Annotated in this window: 24 protein-coding genes; 11 read left to right on the top strand and 13 right to left on the bottom strand. The window is 52.5% G+C overall.

Annotated features, from left to right (window positions below; translation table 11 throughout):
* Positions 1–5: 5 nt before the first annotated feature.
* From BMY16_RS05080 to BMY16_RS05045, 8 genes are read right to left on the bottom strand one after another with little or no spacing between them, the layout of a single operon-like run.
* Complete coding sequence (locus BMY16_RS05080; RefSeq protein WP_091840616.1) at positions 6–1,331, bottom strand: inositol-3-phosphate synthase; 1,326 nt, start codon at positions 1,329–1,331, stop codon at positions 6–8.
* 10 nt (positions 1,332–1,341) lie between these two features.
* Positions 1,342–1,914 carry a LolA family protein gene (locus BMY16_RS05075; protein WP_091840614.1) on the bottom strand — a complete coding sequence of 191 codons (573 nt, stop codon included), beginning with the start codon at positions 1,912–1,914 and terminating at the stop codon, positions 1,342–1,344.
* Positions 1,915–1,931: 17 nt separating this feature from the next.
* Positions 1,932–2,663 (bottom strand): flexirubin biosynthesis SDR family reductase FlxB, encoded by a 732-nt coding sequence (fabG, locus tag BMY16_RS05070; protein WP_091841024.1) that lies wholly within the window; start codon positions 2,661–2,663, stop codon positions 1,932–1,934.
* 56 nt (positions 2,664–2,719) lie between these two features.
* The gene (locus BMY16_RS05065) at positions 2,720–4,117 is read right to left on the bottom strand and encodes a phytoene desaturase family protein (protein WP_091840612.1); all 1,398 of its coding nucleotides are present in this window, start codon (positions 4,115–4,117) and stop codon (positions 2,720–2,722) included.
* A gap of 2 nt (positions 4,118–4,119) precedes the next feature.
* On the bottom strand, positions 4,120–4,566 hold the full coding sequence (locus tag BMY16_RS05060; protein ID WP_244512907.1) for a hotdog family protein: 447 nt from the start codon (positions 4,564–4,566) through the stop codon (positions 4,120–4,122).
* On the bottom strand, positions 4,563–4,805 hold the full coding sequence (locus tag BMY16_RS05055) for an acyl carrier protein (protein WP_091840611.1): 243 nt from the start codon (positions 4,803–4,805) through the stop codon (positions 4,563–4,565). The genes BMY16_RS05060 and BMY16_RS05055 overlap by 4 nt, the downstream gene beginning before the upstream one ends.
* A gap of 5 nt (positions 4,806–4,810) precedes the next feature.
* Positions 4,811–6,037 carry a beta-ketoacyl-[acyl-carrier-protein] synthase family protein gene (locus BMY16_RS05050; protein WP_091840609.1) on the bottom strand — a complete coding sequence of 409 codons (1,227 nt, stop codon included), beginning with the start codon at positions 6,035–6,037 and terminating at the stop codon, positions 4,811–4,813.
* 18 nt (positions 6,038–6,055) lie between these two features.
* Entirely contained in the window at positions 6,056–7,207 is a 1,152-nt protein-coding gene (locus BMY16_RS05045) for an N-acetyltransferase (RefSeq protein WP_317614773.1), read from the bottom strand.
* 131 nt (positions 7,208–7,338) lie between these two features.
* Between BMY16_RS05045 and BMY16_RS05040 the strand changes: the two genes are divergently transcribed.
* From BMY16_RS05040 to BMY16_RS05030, 3 genes are all read left to right on the top strand, one after another.
* Entirely contained in the window at positions 7,339–9,900 is a 2,562-nt protein-coding gene (locus tag BMY16_RS05040; RefSeq protein ID WP_091840608.1) for a DUF5686 and carboxypeptidase-like regulatory domain-containing protein, read from the top strand.
* A 20-nt stretch (positions 9,901–9,920) separates the two neighbouring features.
* Positions 9,921–10,496: a hypothetical protein gene (locus BMY16_RS05035; protein ID WP_139207128.1), complete on the top strand. Its 576-nt coding sequence runs from the start codon at positions 9,921–9,923 to the stop codon at positions 10,494–10,496.
* 116 nt (positions 10,497–10,612) lie between these two features.
* Positions 10,613–11,500, top strand: coding sequence for an Abi family protein (locus BMY16_RS05030; protein WP_244512905.1), 888 nt, complete (start codon positions 10,613–10,615; stop codon positions 11,498–11,500).
* Positions 11,501–11,562: 62 nt separating this feature from the next.
* Here BMY16_RS05030 and BMY16_RS05025 read toward each other — a convergent pair whose 3' ends face one another.
* On the bottom strand, positions 11,563–12,546 hold the full coding sequence (locus tag BMY16_RS05025; RefSeq protein WP_091840604.1) for an HlyD family secretion protein: 984 nt from the start codon (positions 12,544–12,546) through the stop codon (positions 11,563–11,565).
* Positions 12,547–12,685: 139 nt separating this feature from the next.
* Positions 12,686–14,143 carry a TolC family protein gene (locus BMY16_RS05020; RefSeq protein ID WP_244512942.1) on the bottom strand — a complete coding sequence of 486 codons (1,458 nt, stop codon included), beginning with the start codon at positions 14,141–14,143 and terminating at the stop codon, positions 12,686–12,688.
* Positions 14,144–14,333: 190 nt separating this feature from the next.
* On the opposite strand from BMY16_RS05020, the gene BMY16_RS05015 reads away from it, so the two are divergent.
* The 4 genes from BMY16_RS05015 (at position 14,334) to BMY16_RS05000 (ending at position 16,836) form a co-directional block, all read left to right on the top strand.
* Positions 14,334–14,549 (top strand): winged helix-turn-helix domain-containing protein, encoded by a 216-nt coding sequence (locus BMY16_RS05015; protein WP_091840600.1) that lies wholly within the window; start codon positions 14,334–14,336, stop codon positions 14,547–14,549.
* Complete coding sequence (locus tag BMY16_RS05010; RefSeq protein ID WP_091840599.1) at positions 14,549–15,376, top strand: metallophosphoesterase family protein; 828 nt, start codon at positions 14,549–14,551, stop codon at positions 15,374–15,376. Before BMY16_RS05015 ends, BMY16_RS05010 begins: the two co-directional genes overlap by 1 nt.
* Positions 15,351–16,043: a hypothetical protein gene (locus tag BMY16_RS05005; RefSeq protein WP_139207127.1), complete on the top strand. Its 693-nt coding sequence runs from the start codon at positions 15,351–15,353 to the stop codon at positions 16,041–16,043. The genes BMY16_RS05010 and BMY16_RS05005 overlap by 26 nt, the downstream gene beginning before the upstream one ends.
* Positions 16,044–16,347: 304 nt before the next feature.
* Complete coding sequence (locus BMY16_RS05000; RefSeq protein WP_139207126.1) at positions 16,348–16,836, top strand: hypothetical protein; 489 nt, start codon at positions 16,348–16,350, stop codon at positions 16,834–16,836.
* Positions 16,837–16,847: 11 nt separating this feature from the next.
* Here the strand turns inward: BMY16_RS05000 and dgt are convergent, their stop codons facing one another.
* The gene (dgt, locus tag BMY16_RS04995; RefSeq protein WP_091841019.1) at positions 16,848–18,185 is read right to left on the bottom strand and encodes a dGTP triphosphohydrolase; all 1,338 of its coding nucleotides are present in this window, start codon (positions 18,183–18,185) and stop codon (positions 16,848–16,850) included.
* Positions 18,186–18,305: 120 nt separating this feature from the next.
* On the opposite strand from dgt, the gene dut reads away from it, so the two are divergent.
* Genes dut through BMY16_RS04975 form a run of 4 tightly spaced genes read left to right on the top strand, consistent with a single transcriptional unit; the run spans position 18,306 to position 22,896 of the window.
* Positions 18,306–18,743: a dUTP diphosphatase gene (gene dut / locus BMY16_RS04990; protein ID WP_091840594.1), complete on the top strand. Its 438-nt coding sequence runs from the start codon at positions 18,306–18,308 to the stop codon at positions 18,741–18,743.
* Positions 18,743–20,395, top strand: coding sequence for a tetratricopeptide repeat protein (locus BMY16_RS04985; RefSeq protein WP_244512903.1), 1,653 nt, complete (start codon positions 18,743–18,745; stop codon positions 20,393–20,395). The genes dut and BMY16_RS04985 overlap by 1 nt, the downstream gene beginning before the upstream one ends.
* Positions 20,392–21,249, top strand: coding sequence for a lipoprotein insertase outer membrane protein LolB1 (locus BMY16_RS04980; protein WP_091840590.1), 858 nt, complete (start codon positions 20,392–20,394; stop codon positions 21,247–21,249). Before BMY16_RS04985 ends, BMY16_RS04980 begins: the two co-directional genes overlap by 4 nt.
* 33 nt (positions 21,250–21,282) lie before the next feature.
* Positions 21,283–22,896, top strand: coding sequence for a murein hydrolase activator EnvC family protein (locus tag BMY16_RS04975; RefSeq protein ID WP_091840589.1), 1,614 nt, complete (start codon positions 21,283–21,285; stop codon positions 22,894–22,896).
* Here the strand turns inward: BMY16_RS04975 and BMY16_RS04970 are convergent.
* Together BMY16_RS04970 and BMY16_RS04965 are read right to left on the bottom strand one after the other, a co-directional pair.
* Positions 22,893–23,957, bottom strand: a complete 1,065-nt coding sequence (locus BMY16_RS04970) for a M20 family metallo-hydrolase (RefSeq protein ID WP_091840587.1) — start codon at positions 23,955–23,957, stop codon at positions 22,893–22,895. The genes BMY16_RS04975 and BMY16_RS04970 overlap by 4 nt on opposite strands.
* Before the next feature lie 6 nt (positions 23,958–23,963).
* Positions 23,964–24,911 carry a TerC family protein gene (locus tag BMY16_RS04965; protein WP_091840586.1) on the bottom strand — a complete coding sequence of 316 codons (948 nt, stop codon included), beginning with the start codon at positions 24,909–24,911 and terminating at the stop codon, positions 23,964–23,966.
* Positions 24,912–24,995: the final 84 nt, after the last annotated feature.

Genomic DNA, 24,995 nt, shown 5'->3' with positions numbered 1-24,995 from the left:
TGTTTTTAATCCATTTCTTCGTCAGCCTCGTAGCCGCCCATTTCGCGGATGGCGTTTCTCAGCATGGTGTGCTGCTGGAAGAGATTGTTCACGGCTTCCTCGCCCTGCGTATAGTCGTGCATGGGCGATTTCAGGAAGAACGAGAGGAAGCGTTGGATGCCGTAGCGTCCGGCGCGGGCCGCGAGGTCCATCAATAAGCAGAGGTCGAGACAGACGGGAGCGGCCAGAATAGAGTCACGGCAGAGGAAATTGATTTTTATCTGCATGGGATAGTTCAGCCAGCCGAAGATGTCGATGTTGTCCCACGACTCCTTGTTGTCGTTGCGCGGTGGGTAGTAGTTGATGCGTACCTTATGGTAATACTGCGTGTCATCCTGGTTGCCATGCCCGTAAAGGTCGGGCTGCTCGCCAGGCTTGAGAATGGTTTCAAGCACTGACAACTTCGACACCTCCTTCGTGCGGAAGTTCTGCGGTTCGTCAAGCACCAGTCCGTCACGATTGCCGAGGATGTTGGTAGAGAACCATCCGCTGAGTCCGAGGCAGTGGGCGCCAAGTATGGGGGCAAAGCCCGACTTCACCAGTGTCTGCCCCGTCTTGAAGTCTTTGCCACAGATGGGCATCTGCATCTTTTCGGCCAACTGCCACATGGCAGGAATATCGACCGCGGTATTGGGAGCACCCATAATGAAAGGGCAGCCCTCGCTGAGCGCAGCGTATGCATAGCACATCGAGGGGGCGATGTGCTGGCGGTCATCGCCCTGCATGGCCGCCTCTAAAGCCTCTAACGAATAATGCACCTCCTTGTCGATAGGCACATAGATTTCTGTGCTCGCCGCCCACAGCACCACGATGCGCTGACAGCCTGTGTGCGCACGGAAACTGCGGATGTCCTCGCGCAGCATCTCCACCATCTCCCAACGGGTCTTGCAGTCCTTCACGTTGTCGCCGTCCAGTCGCTTGGCGTAGTTTCTGTCGAAAGCTGCCTTCATGGGAACGATGCGCTCCAGTTCCTCGCGTACCGGCTCAATGTCCTCACGCTTCAGCACCTTGGCATAGACGGCACTCTGATAGGCATTCTGCGGATACACGTCCCAGCAGCCAAACACGATGTCGTCGACCGAGGCCATCGGCACGATGTCGGCATAGCTTAGGTATCTTTTTGCCTTTCCCTTCCCTATCCGTATCTTGTCATACTGTGTCATCGAGCCAATAGGCTTGGCTAGGCCCCTGCGGGCCATCAATACACCTGTCATCAACGTCGTGGCCACGGCTCCGCAGCCAACCACCAGAATTCCTAATTTGCCCTCAGCAGGCTTTACGTTTGTTTTCATAAGCTTGTTTCTATTTTGTTTGTTTCTTGAATTTGAAATCTGTAAAAGTATATGTCGTGCTATTGCCACCCCGCTCTTCCATCTTCAGCGTTTTGAACGCGGAGGTCTGGGTGTCGAGGACGAGGACAAACGACTTGAACAGACCACGCCGCCAGAAAGGGCCGGCTGGTGGGGTGATGGTGATGACGACGGTCTGTCCGCTCATTGCTACCGTCACGTCTTTCAGCGAAGAAACGTCTGCCGTGCTGCCGTTGATGAGGCTGGTCAGCACAGTGTGGAAGGTGGTAAACTGCTGATTCCGCCTGCTGTCAGTCTGCATGTCACGCCCTCCGTAGGTCATCGTAAAGGTGGTGCCCTGCATGACGAGTTTTTCCTGATTCCCATTCGTCGTGATGCTCACCAGGTCGGGCTTGCGGATGGTGAGTGTCCCGTGGGTGGTTGTACCCTTAGACGGGGTTTTAGTGACTGTAGCCGTTGCCGACTGGATGGTTTTATAACGTGCTGCCACGCTCTGGAAAGTGGATGTCTGTGCATGAACGATGGTGCAACAGAGGCAAAATAGAAATAATAATGTTTTTCTCATTGTTCTTATTCGTTTTGTCAAGTATAAAGTCCACCATTGACTGAGATTGCTTGGCCTGTGATGTAACTGGCATTCTCAGAAACGAGGAAGGCAACCAGGGTGGCTACCTCTTCAGGATTGCCGAAACGACGGGCGGGAATCTGCTGGCAGAGCGTCCGTTCGTCGAGACCCACGGTCATGTCGGTACGGATGAAGCCGGGGGCGACGGCATTGACGGTGATGCCGCGCGAGGCCACCTCCTGCGCCAGTGCCTTCGTGGCGGCGATGAGTCCGCCCTTTGCCGCCGAGTAGTTAGTCTGTCCGGGCAGACCGCGCAAGCCGCTGACACTGGCAATGTTGACGATACGACCGAAACGGCGGCGCTGCATCTGCGGCAGCAGCGGTTGGGTGACGTTGTAGAAGCCACGCAGGGTGGTGCCTACGACACTGTTCCAATCGTCCACAGGCATCAGGGCCAGCACGCTGTCGCGGCGGATGCCCGCGTTGTTGACAACGACTTCGATGTAGTCCTCAGGATGCGTTTCTTGCCAAGCCGTCAGATGTTGCTGAACTTGCTCATGGTCGGCCACGTCGAACCGCATCAGTTCGCCGTCGCTACCCAAGGCACGAACAAGCGCCAAGGTCAGTTCTGCCTCCTTTTCGTTGCTGGCAAAGTTGATAATCACCTGATAGCCCATCTGGGCCAGTTCTATACAGACGGCACGGCCTATGCCCCGACTGCCGCCAGTCACTAATGCAAATTTGTTCATAGATTTCTTATATTTGTTGTGCGGTAGCAAATTCTTCATTCTTCACTCTTCATTCTTCACTTCAAAATTTCACTGCACGTCTCGAAGGCGGTCTTTACCACTCCTTGCAATCCATGCAGCACAAGGCTCTGCCCGGTCAGCAGCAGGTTGGGGATAGGTGTTCGCGGCGATAGCATCGTCATCATCGGTTGGTGGTAGTCTTTACGCATGCCGTAGGCAGAGCCGTCGGGGGTGGCGGTATAGTCGCGCCAGGTCAGCGGTGTGCTGATATACCGGCGATCGTACTTGTCAGAGAGGTTGGGGATGAAGCGCTCTGCCAACTGGATGCACTCGTCGGCCAACCGGCGCTTCAGGTGTTCGTAGAACATAGGGCGACGCCTTGCACCAGAGTCTTTCCATTCTTCCCACATCGTCCACCTGACGGGTGTCAACAGGTCTATTTGCTCTGTCCAGACACCCTTCTCGGGCACCCTGCAACTGACCATCACACCACCCACGCCGCCGACATCCTCCATGAACGTCCAGACATTAGGTTTGCGATAGATGTACTGGTTGTAGTTGAAATAGGGCACCCGCTGGGGCTTCGTGCGCAGCGATACGGTGAACATGCCTTGCGTATTCTGCTGCGTCACAATCCGCTGGCGGAAAGTGTCTTTCAGTCCCGTCTTTACAAGGCCGCAGGTCAGTGCCGGGTGCAGGCTGCTGATGAACGTGCGACCCTCGAACGTCTCTCCGTTCCGACATCGGGCAGCGGCCACCCTGCCGTCGCGCACTTCCAATTCCTCCACATCGGCACCGCACAACACCTGACCACCGTTTTCGCGGATGGCACTCATCAGCCGTCGGACTATCATGCCGCCGTCGCCACGGAGCCGCCAACTGCTCTCGATGAAAGGAGCCTGACAGTGGGCAAAAGTAAAGAGCGGCAGGGTGTTGCGGCGCAGTTCCATCTTCATCGACGTGCCTGACAGCACATTGACGAGCAGCGGGTCACGGAACATGCCCGTCAGGTATTCGTAGGCCGAGGTCTGCATCAGCCTCCTGGCGTTGTCGCCGCAGTTTCTGAGCATATCAGCATACTGCTCCAGCTCCTTCCGCTCGTGGGGGAACTCGTCGGCCAGCGTCCTTACAAACGCATCGTAGCCGGTGGCAAAGAGGAAGTTGCGACTGCCAATCATCACGTGGTCGAAGCCCTCCGCATCCAACTGGTGCCAGGGCAGCGACATCAGACCCAGTTCGTCGAACAGCGGGCGCAGCGACTGTCCCTCGCCCAGACCGCCAACATAGTGGAAGCCCGTGTCGTACATCAGTCCCCCGCGCCTGTAACTCTGAATGCAGCCTCCCGCCTGCGCCCCTCGTTCCAGCACGAGCACGCTCCGGCCAGTCCGCGACAGAATGGTGCCGCACGCCAGTCCGCCCAGTCCTCCACCAATGATGATGACGTCGTATTGCATAACTATATAAATATTTTCATTTGTGTTTCTGCTATCTGTTCGCCTGCAATACAGGAGGTGGCACGAATGATGGTGGCTCCTGCGAAGGAGAAGCCGAACGAGACGCAGGTCTCTATCTTGTCCCCATTGACAGGTCGGCGACTGCACTCAAAGTGCTTCACCTCGCCGATGATACCCACGGGCGGCTGAGTGGTTCCAAGGCCCCCCTCTGTTCCCCCCGACTGGGGGGATGATAGTGCCTGATAGCCAGCCAGTGCCGATGCCGACTGTGCGATATGCTCTATCAGACCCGACTCTGGCAACTCGCCATTCCTGTACAGGAACATGTTGTCAGAACGCACGGTGAGGGCGGTATGTGCCGTTTGCTCATCGAGTGCTTCAAACTCATCGACCATCAGCATGGGGTTGCGCTGTGGAATGAGCCGTTTGATGTCCTCACCTCGCATCATGCCTGATGGACCAAGATGTATTCGTAGAGGTCGTCAAACCTTTGAATCTTCGGCAGATCCTGCACAGGAATGGTCACCTGGAAATTATACTGCACCAGGGCTACCAGGTCAACCAGGTTCAGACTGTCCAACTGAAGCGTTTCCTTCACGTTGGCATCGGGCATCAGCAGACTTTCGTCCACTTCAAATTCTTCTGCGATAATCGCATTCACTCGCTGGGTAATTTCTTCGCGTGTCATAGTTCTTATTTTTTTACCTTTCCAATAATAAGCGTTGAGTTAGTGCCTCCGAATCCGAATGAGTTCGAGAGGAACATATCGAAATGTGTATCCGTTGTCTCTGGAATGACGTTGACGCAGGCCGTGTGCTCGTCGGGATGATCGAAGTTCAGACTACCCGCTATGAAGTCGTTCTGCATCATCAGTATGGAGTAGATGGCCTCCGAGGCTCCCGCCATCCACATCTCATGTCCCGTCTGGCCTTTTGTCGAGGTGACAGGCACCAGATAACTGCCAAACACTTGATGAATGGCCTCTGCCTCGCGTCCATCGCCGGCTCGTGTGGAAGTAGCATGGGCATTGACGTAGCCGATGTCGTGGGGCGACACACCGCTGTTCAGGAAACAGAGTTCCAGCGAGCGGGCAGGCCCGCTGATGTTGGGTGTCGAGATGTGGTCGCCGTTGCCGGAGAATCCCCAGCCTATAATCTCTGCCAGGATAGGCGCCCCACGGCGCACGGCATGTTCGTAACTCTCTACGACGAGTGTGGCAGCACCGCCTCCCGGCACCAGTCCGTCGCGGTCACGGTCGAAAGGTCGGCTTGCCCTTTGCGGGGCGTCCTCGCGGGTCGAGAAAGCCATCAGGCCATCGAAGGCTGCCACGCTGTACATATTGGCTTCCTGTGCGCCGCCACAGACGATGCAGTCCTGCAAGCCGTTACGAATCAGCATCCAGGCCAGACCAATCGATTGCGAACCGGAGGCGCAGGCGGCAGAAGCCGTCAGATTGATACCCCTCAGGTGGAACAGACAGGCCAGGTTCATCGTCACCGTCGAGTTCATCGACTTGAAGATGGCACCGCCACCGCAGGCCGCCGTCGAACCCGTCTGACGGAATCTGTCTAAGGCCGTCATCGTAGCCTCAGCCACGGAGTCGTTGCCATAGATGAGTCCCACCTCATGGCAGTCGATATAGTCCTGATCCAGTCGGGCCTGACTGAGCGCCTGTCGTGTGGCCATATAGGCATACTGAGCCTCTTCGGGCATCAACTGGCGTGTGTTGCGGTCTAAGTAGGGTTTCAGGTCTGCCTTGGGAACGTCGGCACAGAGGGCAGAGCGGAACCCTGCCTTCTTTCGCTCCGGACTGAAGATGATGCCGCTACGCCCCTGATAGAGCGCATCGCGCACTGCCTCTAACGATGTTCCCAGGCACGACCAGATGCCCATTCCTGTAATGACTACTCTTCGTTTCATATTGTCTTCATTCTTTAGTTATAGTTTCTTCTCATAGCAACGACGCCGCTTGACTGTCTCCGGACTGAAAGCCTTCCATTGCGAGAGTGCCTTGATGTTATCCTCCAACTGTGGCCCCGTCTCAGCCCATCGGATGCCATACTCATGATAAACAGGCAACAGATACTCAAAGAACAGCGCATTGACTCCCAGCCCCTGATAGTCGGGACGAACGGCCACCAGCAGCATCTCCACATGGTCTGCGCGCTGCCACTTCAAAGCCTTCAGCAGATGCCACCAGCCCAAGGGCCACAGCCGTCCGTGCGACTTCTGCAGGGCTTCCACCAGACTAACCATCGTCACCGCAATGCCCACTATCTCGCCCTCCTTGTTCTCCACGACTGGCACCAGCCGAAGATCTACCAGCGGCTGATACTGCCTGATAAACTCCTCCGTCTGTTCTGGCGTGAATTCCGTAAAACCGAACAACTGCGAATAGCACTGGTTGAACAAGTCGAAGGCCTGCTGGGCATAGCCGCCTCGCACGTCCTTCCGTGTCATCGTTCGCACACGAAGTCCAAACATCTCCTTGCTCAGCTGTGCCACCCGCTCAAAACGGGCAGGCAACTGCTCCGGCACTTGCAAGCGGAACTGAATCCAGTCCGCAGCCTTCTGATAGCCCAGAGCCTCCATGTGCTGCGGGTAGTATGCGTGATTGTAGATAGAGGTCATGGCTCCCACGAGGTCGAAGTCCTCCACCAGCATCCCCTCCTTATCAAAGTCGGTGATGCCCAGCGGACCCTGTATGCAGTCCATGCCCCTCTGATAGCCCCACTGTTCTACAGCCGACAGCAATGCCTGGCTTACCTCCGAGTGGTCGATAAACTCTATCAGCCCAAAACACACGCATCGCCTCTCCCACTTTCGGTTTGCCCGATGGTTGATGATGCCTACGATGCGTCCCACGGGCGTACTCCAGTAATAGGCAACGAAAGGCTGTACCTCACAGAATTCAAGTCCCGCGTTCTTGCGTGGGTCGAACATGTCGCGTATGTCGCGCTCCATATCCGGCACGTACTGCGGACAGTCTCTGTAGAGCCTGCTCGGCAAACGGACAAAGTCGTCCATTTCACGTCGGGTTGTTACCCTTTTTACTATCAAGTCGTTCATCATGGCTGCAAAAGTACACACAAATTGTGACACCGTGGTGTCGTCGATTTCCGCATAAATGTATCGGAAAAGAAGCAATACCAAAACGCGGCAAATCCAAAGAAATCCAGAACACCAAGTTGTCGTACTTAACCAGTACTTTTGCAGCAGTTATGAGACGAATTGTTACATTTACATTGATGATAATTGCTGCCCTGAACTTGCAGGCACAGCAAATTGGCGGACACGTGACGGATGCGGAAACGGGAGAACCGATTCCACTGGCAAGTGTAGTATATAAAGGACATGACGTGAGTACTCTCTGCGATGAACAGGGGCGATATCTGATTAGCCGCCAGAATGGTTGGAACCTGACCTTCAGTGCAGTGGGCTACAAGCCGCGCATTATTGCGGTGAATGAGAGGACGAAGCCCTTGCAGGACATCAAACTAAAGCCTGACAACCAAATGTTGACGGAGGTAAAGGTCAAGGCCAAACGCCGTAGATACAGTCGACGGGACAACCCTGCCGTGGAACTGATGCGGCGCGTGATAGCGGCAAAGAAGCAGACCGACTTGTCGCGTTACGACTACTACCAATATAATAAATATGAGAAGTTGACGCTGGCCATGAACGACCTGCAGCCAGAACAACTGGAGCGCAAGCCGTTCACTAAGGCGACGTGGCTGCTGGAGCAGGTGGAACGGTGTGAGTACAACGGCAAGATGATTCTGCCCATCAGTGTAGATGAGACGGTGTCGCAAAAGGTGTACAGACGGGAGCCGCGTGCAGAGCGGACCATCATTCGCGGACAGCAGTCGTCGGGCGTGAACGACCTCTTCCAGACGGGTGACATCCTCAACATCGTGGTGAAAGATGTGTTTACTGATATCAACCTCTACGACGACCAGATACGTCTGCTGCAATATCCCTTTACTTCGCCCATTGGCAAGGATGCCATCGCCTTCTACCGTTTCTACATAGAGGATACGGTCTATGTGGAGCGAGACCGCTGCATCCACCTGCACTTCCTACCCAACAACCAGCAGGATTTCGGATTCCGTGGCGACCTCTACGTGCTCGACGACTCAACGCTGCACGTGCGCCGCTGCGAACTGACATTGCCCAAGAAGACGGATGTGAACTTCGTAGAGAACCTGCGTGTGGAGCAGGAGTTCACACGTTTGGACAATGGCGAGTGGGTGCTGACGAAGGACGATATGCTTACTGAGATGAAGTTTGCGAAATTCCTTCGGCAAGTGCTCGTCATCCGCACCACGCGGCTGTCGGACTATGCCTTCGACCCGTTGCCGAAGTCATTGTTCAAGGGCAAGCGACAGGAGGTGCGCGAAGCCGATGCGCAGATGCGGGGCGACGACTTCTGGGCGCAGTACCGCAAGGTGGAACTGACAAAGAGCGAGAGTGGCATGGCGGCATTCGTGAAGCATATCGAGCAGGTCAAGGGTCTCAAATATGTGGTGTTCGGACTGAAGGCGCTGATAGAGAACTTCGTGGAGACGGGCAGTCCTTCGAAGGTGGACATCGGACCTGTGAACACGCTGCTGACCCACAACTACATCGACGGATGGCGCACACGAGCCAGTGCACAGACTACCGCCAACCTGCACAAGCACCTGTTTCTGAAGGGCTATTACGCCCACGGATTCAGCAGCCACAAGAACTACTACGACGCTGAGGTCATCTGGTCGCTGAATGCCAAGGAGTACCTGCCCCGCGAGTTCCCGCGACGCACACTCTCGTTGCAATCCACATACGATGTCTGCTCACCCAGCGATCGCTTCGTGCCTACCGACAAGGATAACTTCCTCGTCGCTTTCAAGTGGGCCGAGATTGACAAGATGATGACCTATAACCGCCAGCGTCTTGCGTTCGACTACGAACTGGAGGGTGGTCTGCGCATCAGTACGGCCCTGAAACTGGAAGAGAACGAGGCCTGCGGTGCCATGTCGTTCCGTCGGCTTGACGAACCACGAATAGACTATATTGACCGAAAGGCCTTCCACCGTGAATTCCTTCGCACCACAGAACTTCATGCCGAACTGCGCTATGCAGCCGGTGAGACTTACGTCAACACCAAGCAGCGCCGCCTGACCATCAATCTGGATCAGCCCGTCTTCACCATTGGGCATACGCTGGGGCTGAAAAACGTCTTCGGTGGCGACTATGCCTACAACTACACCGAGGCCAGCATCTACAAACGCTTCTGGATGAAGTCGTGGGGCAAGATAGACTGCCACCTGAAGGGCGGCATACAGTGGAACCAGGTGCCTTATCCGCTACTTATCCATCCTGCCGCCAACCAGTCGTATATCATCGAGGACGAAACGTTCAACCTCATCAACAACATGGAGTTCCTGAACGATCGTTACGCCTCGCTGATGGTGTCGTGGGACATGAACGGCAAACTACTGAACCGAGTACCACTGCTGCACCGCCTGAAGTGGCGCGAATACTTTGCCGTCAACGTGCTCTGGGGCGGACTGGCGGACAAGAACAATCCACTATTGTCGGAGAATGCTGGTGAGCATCGTCTGATGTACTTCCCTGAAGACTGCTACGTGATGGACGGCAGCAAACCATACGTAGAGGGTGTCATCGGTATCCACAACATCTTCAAACTGCTGCATGTGGAATACGTGCGCCGCTTCAACTACCGCGACCTGCCCACCTGCGAGAAGCAAGGTGTCCGCTTCACCATGCGAATGACGTTCTAATCATCAAACAAAATATGGTCATGGATATGCAACTATATGTCAATCCGAAGTATTCGGACTTTGAGCGGCAACTGATAAAGGTGCCTCAGGGGAATGTGCGCTATGAGCAAGTCTATGAGGACGGACGGAACTTTGTGGCAAGAGTATCTACTGGTGGCAAGAGTTTCGTGGTCAAGCAGTATCGTGAAGTTCCTTTCTGGAAACGAATGCTCTATTCAAGCCTCTTGAAGAGCAAGGCTCAACAGGCTTACGAGAAAGCCAACTATCTGCTTGAACACGGAATAGAGACTGCCCCGCCTGTGGCTTATATTGTTGTCAGGCGGATGGGCTTCTACCACACCTCCTATTTCGTTTCCGAATATCTGCCGTACATTCCTGGCAGACGGATGTGGCATCTCATCAAGGTTAGACGCGAGCACGAGAAGATATTGACGGGTTATATGAACTTCAAACGGCTATTGACGGAAAAAGGCATAGACATCACCGACGCAGACCCCAACAACACATTAGTATATAAACGTGGTGACGAATACCATTTCGCCCAAATAGACATCAATCGCATCAAGATTCGCGGTCGATATTTCTGTCTGAAATAAATTTTTGCTAAAAAGTTTTGCGGTTTCAATTATTATTCGTACCTTTGCAACGTCAGACTCCGCCACGCTTCCCGTTGACCAGCGTACCAGGGCGGACCTTTTTTGTATATAGGCTTATGGAATATAACAAACCCGCACTCAGTATCAGTGACCAACTTATTGCCTTGCAACAGCGAGGAATAACAATTCTTGATTCTGCAAAGGCAGAACAATTCCTCAATAATGTCAGTTACTTCCGATTCGCTGCCTACTTGCGAGTATTCATGCAGCCCGATGGTAAATACCGTTCAGGCACCACTTTCGAACAGGTAGCCACATTGTATTCTTTTGATGTTGAACTCCGCAAACTCTTGTTTGGGGCTATTCAGAGAATTGAGATAGCCCTTCGCTCACAGGTCATTCACCAGTTCTCCCTTGCTCATGGCCCGTTTTGGTTCCTTGATGTATCATTGGCCACAGACAAGAGAAAGTTTGCCGAGAATCTGACCACTTTGCAACGAGAACTGGAACGTACCAAGGAGGAGTTTATCAAGGAGCATACATTGAAGTATGGCACATCCAATTTTCCACCTGCTTGGAAAATGCTTGAACTGATATCCTTTGGCTGTCTTACCCGGCTTTATCGCAATTTTTCCGATACGCCTGTCCGCAAACGTATAGCCAGAAGCTTTGGAGTTTCAAAGCCAGAAGCACTGGAAAGCTGGATGGTAGCGGTTAATGTGCTTCGCAATCACTGCGCCCATCACGCCCGTGTTTGGAATCGAAATTTTCCTAACAGGCCACAATTGCCACCTGTCATGCGCAATGTATGGGTTAATGTAAATGGCATTGCTCCAACTAGTCCCTACGCCCTTTTTTGTTGCATTGCTTACTGGATGAACGGCATTGATGCACAAAATACATTTGTTGCAGACATTAAAGCCCTATTTAAGAAGTACCCCACCATTAGCCCATCGGCTATGGGGTTTTCGCAGCAATGGGAACGCGAACCGCTTTGGCGATAGCCTTATAGATTCTCCACATCTGTAAACGAAAAGCATTCCACTCATTATATAATTCCCGCTTTTTATCTAAGCACCAGCGACATGCCTGGCCGCAGACCGTCGGGGCGGTCGATGGGGCGGGCCTTGACCTCGAAGGTCTTCAGGTCGTAGCCGCCGTTGGCCTTGGTGGCCTTCCAGACGGCGTAGGTGCCTTGGTCTTTCAGATAATAGACGCGCATACGGATCTCCTTGTTGAAGGAGGGGACAAAGGCGGAGATGTCTGAGCCGACGGTGATGCCGTGGAGTTGGTCTTCGCGCATGTTGAACGTGCCGTAGAGGTCGCTCATGACGGCTATCGACATGATGGGCGAGCCGGTGCCGACGAGTTCGCCGAGTTTGGGATAGACATCGGTGACTTCACCCTCCATCTGTGCCGTCTGCACCGTCTCGCGGACGTAACTGCCCACCTCATCGACGGCTCCACGGGCACGGCTGACCTGTGCCGTGGCGGCGTCCTTGTCCTCGCGGCGGGCACCGTTCACCGCCATGTCATACTGGCTCTGAGCGGCATGCATCTGAGCCTCGGCGGCGCGGTAGTGGGCGTAGGCCTCGTCGCGCTTCTGGGCCGACATGACACCCTCGTCGAAGAGATGCTGGATGCGGCGGTAGGACTTCTCGGCAATGTCGAAAGAGGCCTGCGCCTGCTGCAGCACGCTATGGGTTGACTGTATCTGCTCCTGACGGGTGCCGTTGAGGGCCTTGCGCTCCATGGCTGCCGCTGCCTCCTCGGCACTCTGTGCCTGCTGCATCTTGGCCTGTACCTCGGGCACATCGAGGATGGCCAGCGTGTCGCCCACATGGACGTAGTCGCCCTCCTGCACCCGCAGTTCCACGATGCGCCCGGCCACTTTGCTCGACACGCGATACTCGGTTACTTCGACTTGTCCCTGAATGACGTCCTTGTCGCCGGACGACTGGAACAATCCTACCACGACGACTACGGCGATGATGACTGCAAAGCCTGCTATGGAAAGCAGAATTGTGCTATGCTGATTTGCTTTTGACATAATATTTGAACTTTGAATTTTGAACTTTATGATTACATAGAGCGGTAGCAAATTTTTCACTTTTCACTCTTAACTTCGTTGACTTTTGTCACGACTCGGCCAAACAAGCAAGCTTGATGGCTCTCGCTGCTCCAAAAGTTCACTTTTCACTTAAGACACCAAGCGCTTTCTGCAAATCGGTTTGCGAGAGGCGGACATCGATTTCAGCATCAATCTGCTGCGACTGCGCCTGAAGCCAGGCTGTCTGCGCCTCCATAACGGCGGTTGTCGAGATGACCCCCTCCTTGAAACCCAGGTTGGCGGTGCGCAGGTTCTCGTCGGCATGACGGATGTCGCTGCGGGCCATAGCCAACCGCTTGTAGGCTTCATCCACGCGGAAGGCGTTCTGGCTAACTTGCAGTTCTATCTTCTCGCGGGCCTCTTCCAGTTCGAGAGAGGCAATGGCGGTGGCTCCCTTTGATGCGCGTACCTTATATCTTACGTCGCCCCAGTTCCAGATGGGTACTCTGGCGACGATACCGATATGCCAAAAGCCGTCGAACTTCTTTTCGAAGCCGTTCAGCACGTTGGGATTGCTCACCGCATAGCCGCCTGTCAGGGCTATTTGTGGCAGACCAGTAGCACGGAGCAGGCGGGTGGACTGCTTAGAAATGTCTACCGTATTTAGGAGCATTCGGAGTTCGGGACGCAGGTTCATGGCCAGAGTAACATTCGGAGTGAGTGCCGTCTCTTCCGTCGCGACAATTTCTTGACTACTTTCGTCTGTCAACGTAATCTGATCGCTGACGGGCAGCCCTATGCGCTGGCAGAGTAGCATTTTCGAGAGCACCAGTCCGTCGTTGACCTTGGTGACATTCATCTCGGCCTCGTTTACCTTCACGCCGACGCTGAGCAGGTCACTGCGGGTGGCTACACCCTCGATGACCATCCGACTGACATCACTTTCCAGTTGCCTCACCAGTTGGAGATAACTCTCAGCCAGACGCTTCTTGTGCGTCAGCGACACCACCTGCCAGTAGGCTTGATCCACATCGTAGATGGTCTGTTGCCGCTGCTGCTCTGTCTGGTTGGCCGTCATCTGCTCACTCAGGTCTGCCATCTTGTTGGCCGCAACGATAGCACCACCCATATAAATAGGTTGTGTCAACAGGACCGAGCCAGCAAAGATGTTTCGCGAGTCAGTGCGCAGGGCATCCACCAAGTCTTGCCCCTTGGCGTTCATCAGCGGGGCAAGGTTAGATGCATTGAGGCCCGTCAGTTCCTGAACGCCTGGAGCAACCGCCGAGCCAAGATTCGACAACGCAGTCTTCTGCTCGTCACTCAGCAGCGAAACTTCTTTGCTCGTGTGTTCGTATGCACCGATGGCATTGACATGAGGCAAGTATTTGGTACGTGCCGAACGTCGGACGTCTGCCGCCACCTCCTGCTTGGTTCTTGATATCTGCATCTGCTTGTTATTCTGCAACGCCATCGCCCGACAACTGTCCAAAGTCAGTAGCCTCATTCCCGAGCCAGCAGGCTCGCCTACCCGTAGCCTTTGTGCGCCGACAGGCATCGTCACTGCCACAAGCCATGCTAAACTTATACATCTATTCAATCTTTTCATATCGGCTGCAAAAGTAGCGACAATTTGCGACACTTGGCTGTCGCAGATTTCGGCTTAATTGTACCCAACGAGAAGTACGCCCGAAGAATGGCATCTTTCAGGAAGTCCAGAACACCAAAGTGTGCGTTTTTTGCGCTACCTTCGCACTCAGAAAGAATGTTTCACTAAAATACAACGACTTATGAACAAAGAAGAAATTGGAACAAATGCAGGACTGGTCTGGCAGACATTACATGCTAATGGAGCCATGTCGTTCGATGACTTAATAGAGACAACGGGACTTGACACGGAGTCGGCTTACAGTGCCTTGGGATGGTTGGCCCGTGAGGACAAACTGGATTTCCAGGAGCAGAACGGAGTGGTCTCGCTGTATGTGTATCAAGAGAAGTACTATTGATGCGGTATAGGAATCTATATTCTCCACTGCTATCCATCGTCCTTCTGGCATCATGCGACGATGTGTTTCAGACGCACCCCTACGATGTGCATATCAAAGGAGAGCACAATCTGAACACGAAGAATATGGCCAGAATAGAAGAGGCTTTTACAGACAATGATACACTGCGTATCGCTTTCATCAGCGACACGCATCTGTGGCACTCAGATGCACGAGACGAGGTGGCAGACGTAAACCATATGAACGTCGATTTCGTCGTGCATTGTGGCGACCTGACGGATACGGGGACAACGAAGGAGTTTGAGTGGTCGCGTGACATTTTGAATGGTCTTCGTATGCCGTATGTGGCACTGATAGGAAATCACGACTTCCTCGGTACAGGTGACCAGACGTATAGCGTAATGTATGGCAAGATGGACTTCTCGTTTATTGCAGCCCGTGTGAAGTTCGTTTGCCTGAACACCAATGCCACAGAGTACGACTATATGGCTGCTGTGCCTAACTTCGACTTCATGGAAGAGGAAACGACTCGAGACTCTGCGCGTTTTGACCGCACCGTTATCGTGATGCATGCACCACCCTACAGCGACCAGTTTAATAATAATGTGTGCAAGGCGTTCCGTCGTTACCTCGACTTCTTCCCTGGGCTGATGTGCTGCGTCTATGGACATTGTCACGGGGATGACGTTGGCAGCCTCTATGATGATGACCTTAGACAATCGGTGCGCACCGTTGTCTTTTGGGGCATCGACTGCGCCGAGCATCGTAACTATCGTATCATGACTATAACCCCTGATGGCTATGAGATGGAACAGATTCGTTATTAATATCTGTCTGTTGGTGCAGGTGGTTGCTGTGTTTGCACAAGATAGTATCAACGTCGTCAATCAGGAAAACGCCACCTACAGACATCGTGTCGAACTGCGTCAGCGCCGATGGGCCTCGCTCATCCCCAATCAGTTTGTCATCCAGAATGCCGGCAACATGGGTGTTCTATCTGCGGGCATCGGTTGGGGCTATGGCCGTCAGCACTGGGAAACGCATCTGCTTTGGGGCTATATCCCCAAACATCAAAGCACTCGTGGCAAACTGACGATGACACTGAAAGAGAACTTCATACCCTGGAACCTGCCCATAACAGGCCCGCACGACACATCGGCAACAGCATGGAAACGCGGCTGGACGCTAAGCCCACTCACCGCCAGCCTCTATGTCAACACGGTCTATGGCCATGAGTTCTGGAAGAGCCAGCCCAGTCGCTATCCAGACAAATACTACGAGTTCATGTCCACCAAGTTCCGTCTGAATGTCGCCCTCGGACAGCACATCACATGGGAGATTCCCAGCAACCGCCGTAAGTATGCCAAGAGTGTCACGTTGTTCTACGAAGTCAGTTCCTGTGACCTCTATATCCGCGCCAAGTTCCAAGACAGCAGTGTGCCACTGAAGGACATCCTCGGCTTGTCGATAGGAGTAAAGCTACAGACATTATAATGTAGAAATAATGAAAGATATTTGGTGATTTCAAATAATTATCGTACCTTTGCATCCGACAAAAGATCCATGTAACGGCTGGTGGGTTGGAGTCAGGAGTTCTTTGAAAGCAATTTGATGCAGAACGTGGAATTGAGAACGGTCTCCAAATCGTAACCCGCCACATTTCTCAATCCCCCGAACTGACTTTATTTATTAGAAAGATTGCTTTTTCTTCCAAAATTACAAAATAAATCTTGATTTATTTGTATTTTGCAGAAAAAATGCATTATATTTGCACCATTAATTCTTGAATGAAACAGAAATGATGAAAGTTAGAAGCTTGTTTTTGTGCTTATTTGGCGGTCTTCTTGGTTTGGTGGGCTGTACAGTAAAAAGAATGCCCGAGGGCTCTCTGGTACGTGTGGAACTAACCCGTAGTGGAACGATGGCTGGCTACGAGTGGTATGGTTGTGCAGAGCCTGATTCTACGGGCGTTTTCGTACTTCGTGCCATGAAAGAGAGCTATGGCCCTTTGTTCCAGAAACAGCTTTCTCATGAGACCATGAACCAATTCCGACAGATTATCGAAGACGAGAAGATGTTTAAGTACAAAGAGTCTTATCGCCCCAAGATGGAAGTGCTCGATGGCTGGGGTTGGTCTTTCAGGGCCAAATTCTCTGATGGCTCATCCATCTCCTCCCATGGTTCTAACGCCTCTCCCAAAGGCGATGGTCTCGCCCGTATTCAAGGTCTAATGGCCGAGCTCATCCAAGACGGCATCCAAGTAGAATTCCCTGAAGAAGAAAATTGACATTTCCGTAGTCACACAATCGGAAGCGAGATGCCATTGATTTTTTGATAGACGTCAAGGGCGTAGACATCAGTCATGCCACTGATGTAGTCGATGACGGCCATGAGGCGCGTTTCGAGGTCAGGGGCGTCGATGTCGTATTGGCTCGACACACGACTGATCAAGTGCTTGGAATAGAAACGCTCAGGATGGACGGCAGCCCCGATGAACTGCTGCATGAGCGTCTGGATGATCTGATAACCAGAGAGTTCGACATCGAGCACGGGGCGACTCTTGTAGATTTTCTTAACAGAAAGTTGGCAGCAACGTTCGTATGCCTCCTTCTGCAACTCGCCAATATGGTCGATGAGGCTTCCTTGGAATGTGGCATTAAGAATATCCTCTTCGTGCTCTACAAACACTCTGACGCACTCGTTCTCGAGTTTTCCGATGACGCAGGCCCGCAGATAGACCACCTTTTCATTATCGTCTGTCACGCCTTCCTCATTGATGCGCTGAAGGATGTGCTGCTGACTCTCGGCATCGAAGAAACCCAAAAGCATCTGCATGGTTTCATCATGCGAAAGAATTTTAAGTTTGTGGGCATCTTCAATGTCCATAATCTCATAGCAGATATCATCGGCAGCCTCAACGAGATACACTAATGGATGGCGGGCAAAACGGAGTGGCTCGCCCATCGCAGAGAGGCAAGGCATGCCCAGTTCTTCGGCAATTCTGAGATAGGACTCTTTCTCGGACTCAAAGAAGCCGAACTTACCTTTCTTGCCAGCTGCCGACGAGGAGTAGGGGTATTTCACGATGCTGGCCAAGGTTGAATAAGTCATGACAAAACCGCCAGGTCGGCGGCCCTTGAACTGATGCGTCAACAAGCGGAAGGCATTGGCATTGCCCTCGAAGTGGGTGAGGTCGTTCCAGAACGTAGGACTCACTTCGCGCTGCAAGTCACAACCCGGGCCTTCGAGGAAGTAGGCCTCCATGGCCTTCTCACCACTATGGCCAAAGGGCGGATTGCCCAAGTCGTGGGCGAGACAGGCGGTAGATACAATCTGTCCGATTTCCTGAAATAGCGCATCCTTCAGCTCGGGGTGCCGCATGGTGAGCTGCTGGGCCACGTCGTTGCCCAGCGACATGCCTACGCTGGCCACTTCTAAAGAGTGCGTAAGGCGGTTGTGTACGAAGATGCTGCCAGGCAGGGGAAAGACCTGTGTCTTGTTCTGCAGACGACGGAAAGGAGCGGAGAAAATCAGACGGTCGTAATCGCGTTTGAACTCCGTTCTGTCATCGTGGCGCTCAGGGTGGCGATGCTCCTGCCCGAGGCGCTTATTGGATATCAGTTGTTGCCAATTCATCATATTTCGGGTGCAAAAGTAACTATTTTCACCTAAAAAACCATATTTTTCGGGTAAAATTATGGCTAATTGGGAAAAAAGCATTACTTTTGCACGTGATTAAAATAGAATTTTAAAAGTATGCTTAAAATACAAGTCGTCAACAAGGGCCATCAACCTTTGCCACAGTATGCCACTCCGCAGAGTGCCGGTATGGATCTGAGGGCTAATCTTGATGCCCCTGTCACCCTGAAACCTCTGGAGCGTAAACTGATTCCCACAGGTCTTCACATCGCCCTGCCCGCCGGTTTTGAGGCGCAGGTGAGACCCCGTAGCGGTCTGGCCCTGAAGAAGGGCATCACGGTGCTGAACACCCCAGGTACGATCGATGCTGACTATCGTGGAGAAATCGGTGTTATCCTGATCAATCTCTCGCAGGAGGATTTCGTGGTGGAAGACGGCGAGCGTATCGCCCAGATGATTATCGCCCGTCATGAGCAGGGAGAGCTGATTGCCGTAGAAGTGCTCGACGAGACGGAGCGTGGTGAAGGTGGATTCGGACATTCGGGAGTTAAGTGATGAATAAGAGAGTGATTATCAGGTCGAGGATGATGTGCTGGACGCTATTGCGTGCAGCATGCCTGATGCTTTTCGCTTTCCACTTCTCATCTCTTCCTGCTGTGGCTCAGTCGAGTAGAGAGTTCGACCAGTTCTTCCTCGAGGCGATGATACAACGTCAGAAAGGAAACAATGCTGCTGCCTTCGATTTGTTACGCCATTGTCAGGAACTCAATCCCGAGGCGCCTGAGGTGTATTATTTCTTGGCCCAATATTACAGTGCCCTGAAGAATACGGAGAAGTCGGTGGACTGTTTCAAGAAGGCCGCCGCCCTGCAGCCAGACAACGTGACCTATATGGAGACGCTGGCTCAGATATATATCCGACAGCAGGACTTCGCTCAGGCCATCCCCGTGGTGGAGAAGATCTATGAGCGTGACAAGGAACGCCTGGATCTGTTGGAGATTCTCTTCCAACTCTATCAGCAGGTGGGGCGCAACGACAAGGCTGTAGAGGTGCTGAACCGTATCGAGGCCATCGACGGTAAGAGCGAGCGTATCTCCATGGCCAAGAGTGAGATTTTTACACGACAGGGTAATAAGAAAGGTGCCATCGCCGAGATCAAGGCCCTGGCCCAGAAGTATCCCAACGACCTGAACTACATGGCTCTCTATGCGGAGACCATGATGATGAACGGGCAGGTGAAGAAGGCCTTGAAGGTATATGACCAGATACTACAACAGGAACCCGACAACAACCGTGTGTTGATGTCGCTGCGTACCTATCATCAGGCATTGGGACATCAAACGGTGGCCGATTCGCTGACGGAGCGTGTATTGCTCAATGGCAATGCCACATCGGAGGAACGTGTACACCTGCTGCGCCAGGAGATAGCTGCCTGTGAACAGGAGGGGGGCGACAGTACCCGTGTGTTGCAACTCTTCAGAAAGATGCTTGCCCGTCCGCAGTCGGATGAAGACATGGCACTGCTCTGTGCCTCGTATATGAATGCGAAGCAGATGCCGAAGGACAGTATCAGCCGTGTGCTGGAACAGGCACTGGCGATAGCCCCCGATAATTCGATGGCTCGCCTGCAGCTTGTGGGTTATGCCTGGGAAAAGGAGGACATGGATCGCGTGGTTTCTCTCTGTCAGGATGCCCGCCAGTATAACCCCGACGAGATGGCCTTCTACTATTATCAGGGCATCGCCTTCTATAAGCAGGAAAAGCTCGACGAAGCCCTTTCTGCTTTCAAGAATGGCATCGGGGTCATCAAGGATGACAGCAACCCAGAGATTGTGTCGGACTTCTATGCCGTGATGGGTGACATCCTTCATCAACAAGGACAGGCTGAAGAGGCTTTCGCTGCCTATGATTCCTGTTTGGTTTGGAAAGAAGACAATATTGGCTGCCTGAACAACTATGCCTATTACCTCAGCGAGCGAGGTGAACGACTCTCAAAGGCTGAGGAGATGAGCTACAAGACGATTAAGGCTGAGCCGAAGAACTCGACCTATCTTGACACCTACGCCTGGATCCTCTATATGGAGAAACGTTATGCCGAGGCAAAGATCTATATCGAGCAGGCCGTACAAAACCTAGACGAGAAGCAAGACAACAGTGTGATTCTGGAACATGCAGACAAAATAAAACTTAAAATAAAAGAAGAATGAAACGTACAAGTATTTTCAAGGTGGCAGTCCTTGCATTGCCGTTGCTATTATCATCGTGCGGAATTTTCCACAAGAAGGCAAAAGAACCGACAGTACTTACTGCCGAGCAGCGCAGCAAGGCCAACTTTATCGGACAGGTGCAGGACAATGCACAAACAGCCAAGTTTATTACCTCTAAGGTGAAGTTCTCCGTTGAAGTGGGACCTCAGAAGCTGACGCTTACTGGTAACCTCAAGATGAAGCGCGACGACGTGATCCGTCTGCAGCTGATGGCCTTCGGATTCGTGGAGGCAGGACGTATTGAACTGACCAAGGACTATGTGCTCATCATGGACCGTATCAACAAGCAGTACTTGAAGGCACCTTATATCCAGGTGGACTTCCTGCGTAACAGTGGTCTGAACTTCAACTCTTTGCAGGCCCTCTTCTGGAATGAGCTCTTTAAGCCCAACCAGAACAAAATCATGAAGCATGCCGTAGACACCACGAAGACCTACTCGACCATCGAGAGCGGTGACGACATGATCATCAGCCTTGAGGAGGGAAAGATGGACTATAGTTGGCTCGCCAGCAAGAGCACAGCCCTCATCCGTATGGCAAACATCCTTTATAAGGATCGTTTCAACGGCAATACCCAGCTGAACTGGGACTATAGCCAGTTTGAACCCCTGCAGAAGAAGAACTTCCCTCATAAGCATAACATCATTCTGACCACTCCTGAGAAGGAGGTGAAGTTGGGTATGACACTCAACTACATCGGATCGGAAACGGAATGGGAAACGAGAACGGAGATCTCCAACAAATACCGTGAGGTAACTGTGGATGAGATTCTCAGACGCTTCATGGCGCTATAGACTACGACAATTTGAAAATACGATAAGATAAACGTGAAGAGACTTTTTCTCCTCTGGTTATTGGTGTGCTTCGTGGCATCTGTTCCTGCTCAGCAAAAGCGGACAGCTGCCACGAAGGCACGTACGACTACCACTAAGCAGACCACCAGGAAGTCTGCCACCAAGAAAAACACGAAGAAAAGCACGACTGCCAAGAAAAAGACCACGACAACGGCCAAGCAGCCTACCGTCAGTGGTCTGAAGAAGGAGCAGCAGCAGGTGCGTAATACTATTAAGGAACAGGAGCTGAAGCTGAAGGCCAATGAGCGGGATGTAAACAAAAGACTACAGAACCTGTTGGTCATCAACAACGAAATTGCCGACAAGCGCAGAACCATCGATACCATTCGTCATGACATCACTAAACTTGACGGAGACATTGATCTGCTTGGGGATCAGCTCCAGATGTTGGAACAGGAATTGGCTGAGCGCAAGCAGCGTTATTTGAAATCCATGCGTTACCTGTATCGTAACCGTGATATCCAAAGCCGGATGATGTTCGTGTTCAGTGCCAAGAACTTCTCGCAGATGTATCGTCGTATGCGTTTCGTCAACGAATATGCATCTTATCAGCAGACACAAGGTGAAGCTGTGATATCGATGCAGGAACAAGTGAAAGAGGCTTTTCATGAATTGTCGGCTGCCAAACGGCAGAAAAACGATTTGCTCTATCGCGGTGAACAGGAGAGGAAATCACTGGAAAACAAACAGGTGGAACAGCAGGCGGTGGTTAACTCGCTGAAGAAACAGCAGAAGACCATCCAAAGCATCATCGATAAGCAGAGGAAACGCGATGCAGAACTGAATGCGCAGATCGACCGACTCATTGCCGAAGAGATTGCTCGTGCAAAGGCTCGTGCCGAGGCTGAGGCCAAGCGCAAGGCTGCTGAGGCAGAAGCCAAGCGTAAGGCAGAGGAATTGGCAAGGAAGAAAGCCGCCGCCGAGGCTGCCCGGAAGGAAAACGAGCGCCGTATTGCCGAAGCCAGGGCCAGAGAGGAAAAGGCAAAAGCCGCAGCCAGGGCTGCTGCCCGTAAGTCGGCACAAGAGAAAGCCGAGGCAGAGCGTAAGGCCAGGGAGGCGGAGAATGCCAGGTTGGCTGCAGAGCGCAAGGCTGCTGCCGAGGCTAAAGCCCATGAGAAGGAGGTGGCTGCTGTCAAGAAAGAGGTGGCAGAGACTTATACCGTCTCATCGGTAGATCGTCAGTTGAGTGGCTCCTTCGAGAGTAACCGTGGACGGTTGCCCATGCCGATTGTCGGCAGCTACAGGATCATGAATCATTTCGGAACAAACACTGTGACGGATGTCAAGGGGCATGTGACGCTGGATAAGAAAGGCATCGACATCAAGGGGCAGCCAGGAGCTACCGTACGTTGTATTTTCGATGGTGAGGTCAGTGCTGTCATGGGCTATGGAGGTACAACGGTGGTTATCGTGCGCCATGGTACTTATCTATCGGTGTATTGCGATTTGGCTTCTGTCAGCGTCAGCCGTGGGCAGAAGGTAAGTGCCCGTCAGACAATAGGCCGTGTAGGGTCCGACGGCGTGATGCAGTTCCAGTTGAGAAAGGGAAATGAAAAATTGAATCCGGAAAGATGGCTGGCGCGTTAAAGCGTCAGACCATCTAACAGGCTGACGTAAGTGTCGATGGCCTGCTGAATCTCCGAAATCTTTATATACTCATCTGCGGAGTGGGAACGGCTGGAGTCGCCAGGTCCCAACTTGAACGAGGGGAAGGGCATGAGAGCCTGATCGCTAAGTGTGGGGGAACCGAAGGGCTGCATGCCATGTTCCATGCACCTGCGGATAAGCGGATGATCCTGAGGAATACTCGAGGAATGGAGACGGAACGAACGGGCTTTGAGTTCGCACTTTGTCATCTTCTTGCAAAGGAATTCAAAGAGATATTCGTTCTGATAGAATTCATTGGTACGTACATCTATGACAAAGTGGAGCGTGTCGGGGATGACATTGTGCTGGGTGCCTGACTCTACAACGGTTACCGTCATCTTGGTGGGTCCTAACAATGGGCTGGACTTACGGAACTTGTAGTCGCGTAGCCATACCAGGTCGTCGAGGGCTTCGTAGATGGCATTAACACCTTCATTACGGGCAGCGTGGCCAGACTTACCATAGGCATAGCCGTCGATAACCATCAGGCCTTTCTCTGCAATGGCAGGTTGCATGCCTGTAGGCTCACCGACAATGGCCACGGCAATATTCGGCAACTTGGACAAAACACGACTGAAGCCGTTGGCACCAGAAACCTCTTCTTCGGCTGAGGCCACCCATAACAGGTTGTAGTTACGGGGACGATGGAGCATGATACGATAGGCCTGTAACAACGATACCAGTCCGCCGCCGCAATCATTGGAGCCCAGACCATAGATCATGTCACCTTCTTGTGTTGGCAGGAAAGGGTCACGGGTCCATGTGCTGACGGGTTTCACCGTATCGATATGGGCATTAAGCATAATCGTCGGACGGTTATTATCCCAATCAGGACAGCCCACCCACAGGTTGTTGCCATCGCGGCCATGGGGAAGTCCCCACAAATTCAGATACTCTGATAACTTGTCGGCTGCCTTGTCCTCATTCCTGCTGACTGAAGGGATGGCAATCAGTTCCTTCAGAAGCGTTACGGCATCATTGGTGTAGTCGGTTGTATTCATAGGGTCTTAAGTTTTTGTTCTGGAAATGATGACGGACAGTCCCATCGATAGGACAAGTACGCCAAAGATGATGGCAAGGGAGAGGGGCGTGGGCACCTCGATGTCCCATCCCACCTCAAGTAGCATCTTCACGCCGACAAAGCTCAGGATAATACCGAGACCGTATTTCAGGTAGGTGAAGTATTTGGCCACGGCAGCCAGTGCAAAGTATAGGGCACGCAGGCCGAGAATGGCGAAGATGTTAGACGTAAGGACGATAAACGGATCACGGCTGACCGAGAATACGGCAGGTATGGAGTCCACGGCAAAAGCCACGTCAGTAGTCTCTATCACTAAGAGTGTGATAAATAGTGGTGTGGCAAGGCGTCGCCCTTGTTCAATAATGAAGAAACGGTCGCCATGCATCTGGTCTGTAACGGGGAAGAACTTCTTGAATAGTTTTACGAAGATATTCTTGGAGGGGTCTACCTGTTCTTCGTCATTGTGGCTGAACATCTTAATGCCCGTGTAAATAAGAAAGAGCCCGAAGAGTCCGAGGATCCATTCGAAACGCGAGATCATCGCCGTACCAGCAAAGATGAAGATGCTGCGTAATACCAAGGCACCAAAGATGCCCCAAAAGAGTACTTCGTGCTGGTATTTACGTTCAACTCCAAAGAAGGAGAACAGCATCAAAAAGACAAAGAGGTTGTCCATCGACAGCGACTTCTCTATCAGATAACCTGCCAAGAACTCCATGGCCTTCTCGTGGGCATCGCCTGGATAGAAGAGATAGATGCCGCCACAGAATATGAGTGATACGGCAATCCATACGACGGTCATCTTCAAGGCTTCCGACACACTGACCTCATGCTGTCCCTTTTTGCCAAACGACTTCAGGTCGATGAACAGCATGATGAACACTAACACATAAAACAATATCCACGCCCACATGGGCAAGCTTACTATTTCCATATCGGTTGCAAAGTTAATGCAAATTACGCAAAACACCAAATTTATTCGGGTTTTACTTGTATGTTTCTGCGGAATGTTGTATCT

Origin of the sequence: Prevotella sp. ne3005, from assembly GCF_900110085.1 — a bacterium.
Lineage (GTDB): Bacteria > Bacteroidota > Bacteroidia > Bacteroidales > Bacteroidaceae > Prevotella.
This window is presented reverse-complemented; position numbering and strand designations above follow the sequence as displayed.

What these genes read in the sequence shown, in the direction of transcription:
- BMY16_RS05080 (WP_091840616.1), bottom strand. Translation starts at nt 1,331, where the DNA reads ATGAAAACAAACGTAAAGCCTGCTGAGGGCAAATTAGGAATTCTGGTG.
- BMY16_RS05075 (WP_091840614.1), bottom strand. Translation starts at nt 1,914, where the DNA reads ATGAGAAAAACATTATTATTTCTATTTTGCCTCTGTTGCACCATCGTT.
- fabG (WP_091841024.1), bottom strand. Translation starts at nt 2,663, where the DNA reads ATGAACAAATTTGCATTAGTGACTGGCGGCAGTCGGGGCATAGGCCGT.
- BMY16_RS05065 (WP_091840612.1), bottom strand. Translation starts at nt 4,117, where the DNA reads ATGCAATACGACGTCATCATCATTGGTGGAGGACTGGGCGGACTGGCG.
- BMY16_RS05060 (WP_244512907.1), bottom strand. Translation starts at nt 4,566, where the DNA reads ATGATGCGAGGTGAGGACATCAAACGGCTCATTCCACAGCGCAACCCC.
- BMY16_RS05055 (WP_091840611.1), bottom strand. Translation starts at nt 4,805, where the DNA reads ATGACACGCGAAGAAATTACCCAGCGAGTGAATGCGATTATCGCAGAA.
- BMY16_RS05050 (WP_091840609.1), bottom strand. Translation starts at nt 6,037, where the DNA reads ATGAAACGAAGAGTAGTCATTACAGGAATGGGCATCTGGTCGTGCCTG.
- BMY16_RS05040 (WP_091840608.1), top strand. Translation starts at nt 7,339, where the DNA reads ATGAGACGAATTGTTACATTTACATTGATGATAATTGCTGCCCTGAAC.
- BMY16_RS05035 (WP_139207128.1), top strand. Translation starts at nt 9,921, where the DNA reads ATGGATATGCAACTATATGTCAATCCGAAGTATTCGGACTTTGAGCGG.
- BMY16_RS05030 (WP_244512905.1), top strand. Translation starts at nt 10,613, where the DNA reads ATGGAATATAACAAACCCGCACTCAGTATCAGTGACCAACTTATTGCC.
- BMY16_RS05025 (WP_091840604.1), bottom strand. Translation starts at nt 12,546, where the DNA reads ATGTCAAAAGCAAATCAGCATAGCACAATTCTGCTTTCCATAGCAGGC.
- BMY16_RS05015 (WP_091840600.1), top strand. Translation starts at nt 14,334, where the DNA reads ATGAACAAAGAAGAAATTGGAACAAATGCAGGACTGGTCTGGCAGACA.
- BMY16_RS05010 (WP_091840599.1), top strand. Translation starts at nt 14,549, where the DNA reads ATGCGGTATAGGAATCTATATTCTCCACTGCTATCCATCGTCCTTCTG.
- BMY16_RS05005 (WP_139207127.1), top strand. Translation starts at nt 15,351, where the DNA reads ATGAGATGGAACAGATTCGTTATTAATATCTGTCTGTTGGTGCAGGTG.
- BMY16_RS05000 (WP_139207126.1), top strand. Translation starts at nt 16,348, where the DNA reads ATGATGAAAGTTAGAAGCTTGTTTTTGTGCTTATTTGGCGGTCTTCTT.
- dgt (WP_091841019.1), bottom strand. Translation starts at nt 18,185, where the DNA reads ATGAATTGGCAACAACTGATATCCAATAAGCGCCTCGGGCAGGAGCAT.
- dut (WP_091840594.1), top strand. Translation starts at nt 18,306, where the DNA reads ATGCTTAAAATACAAGTCGTCAACAAGGGCCATCAACCTTTGCCACAG.
- BMY16_RS04985 (WP_244512903.1), top strand. Translation starts at nt 18,743, where the DNA reads ATGAATAAGAGAGTGATTATCAGGTCGAGGATGATGTGCTGGACGCTA.
- BMY16_RS04980 (WP_091840590.1), top strand. Translation starts at nt 20,392, where the DNA reads ATGAAACGTACAAGTATTTTCAAGGTGGCAGTCCTTGCATTGCCGTTG.
- BMY16_RS04970 (WP_091840587.1), bottom strand. Translation starts at nt 23,957, where the DNA reads ATGAATACAACCGACTACACCAATGATGCCGTAACGCTTCTGAAGGAA.
- BMY16_RS04965 (WP_091840586.1), bottom strand. Translation starts at nt 24,911, where the DNA reads ATGGAAATAGTAAGCTTGCCCATGTGGGCGTGGATATTGTTTTATGTG.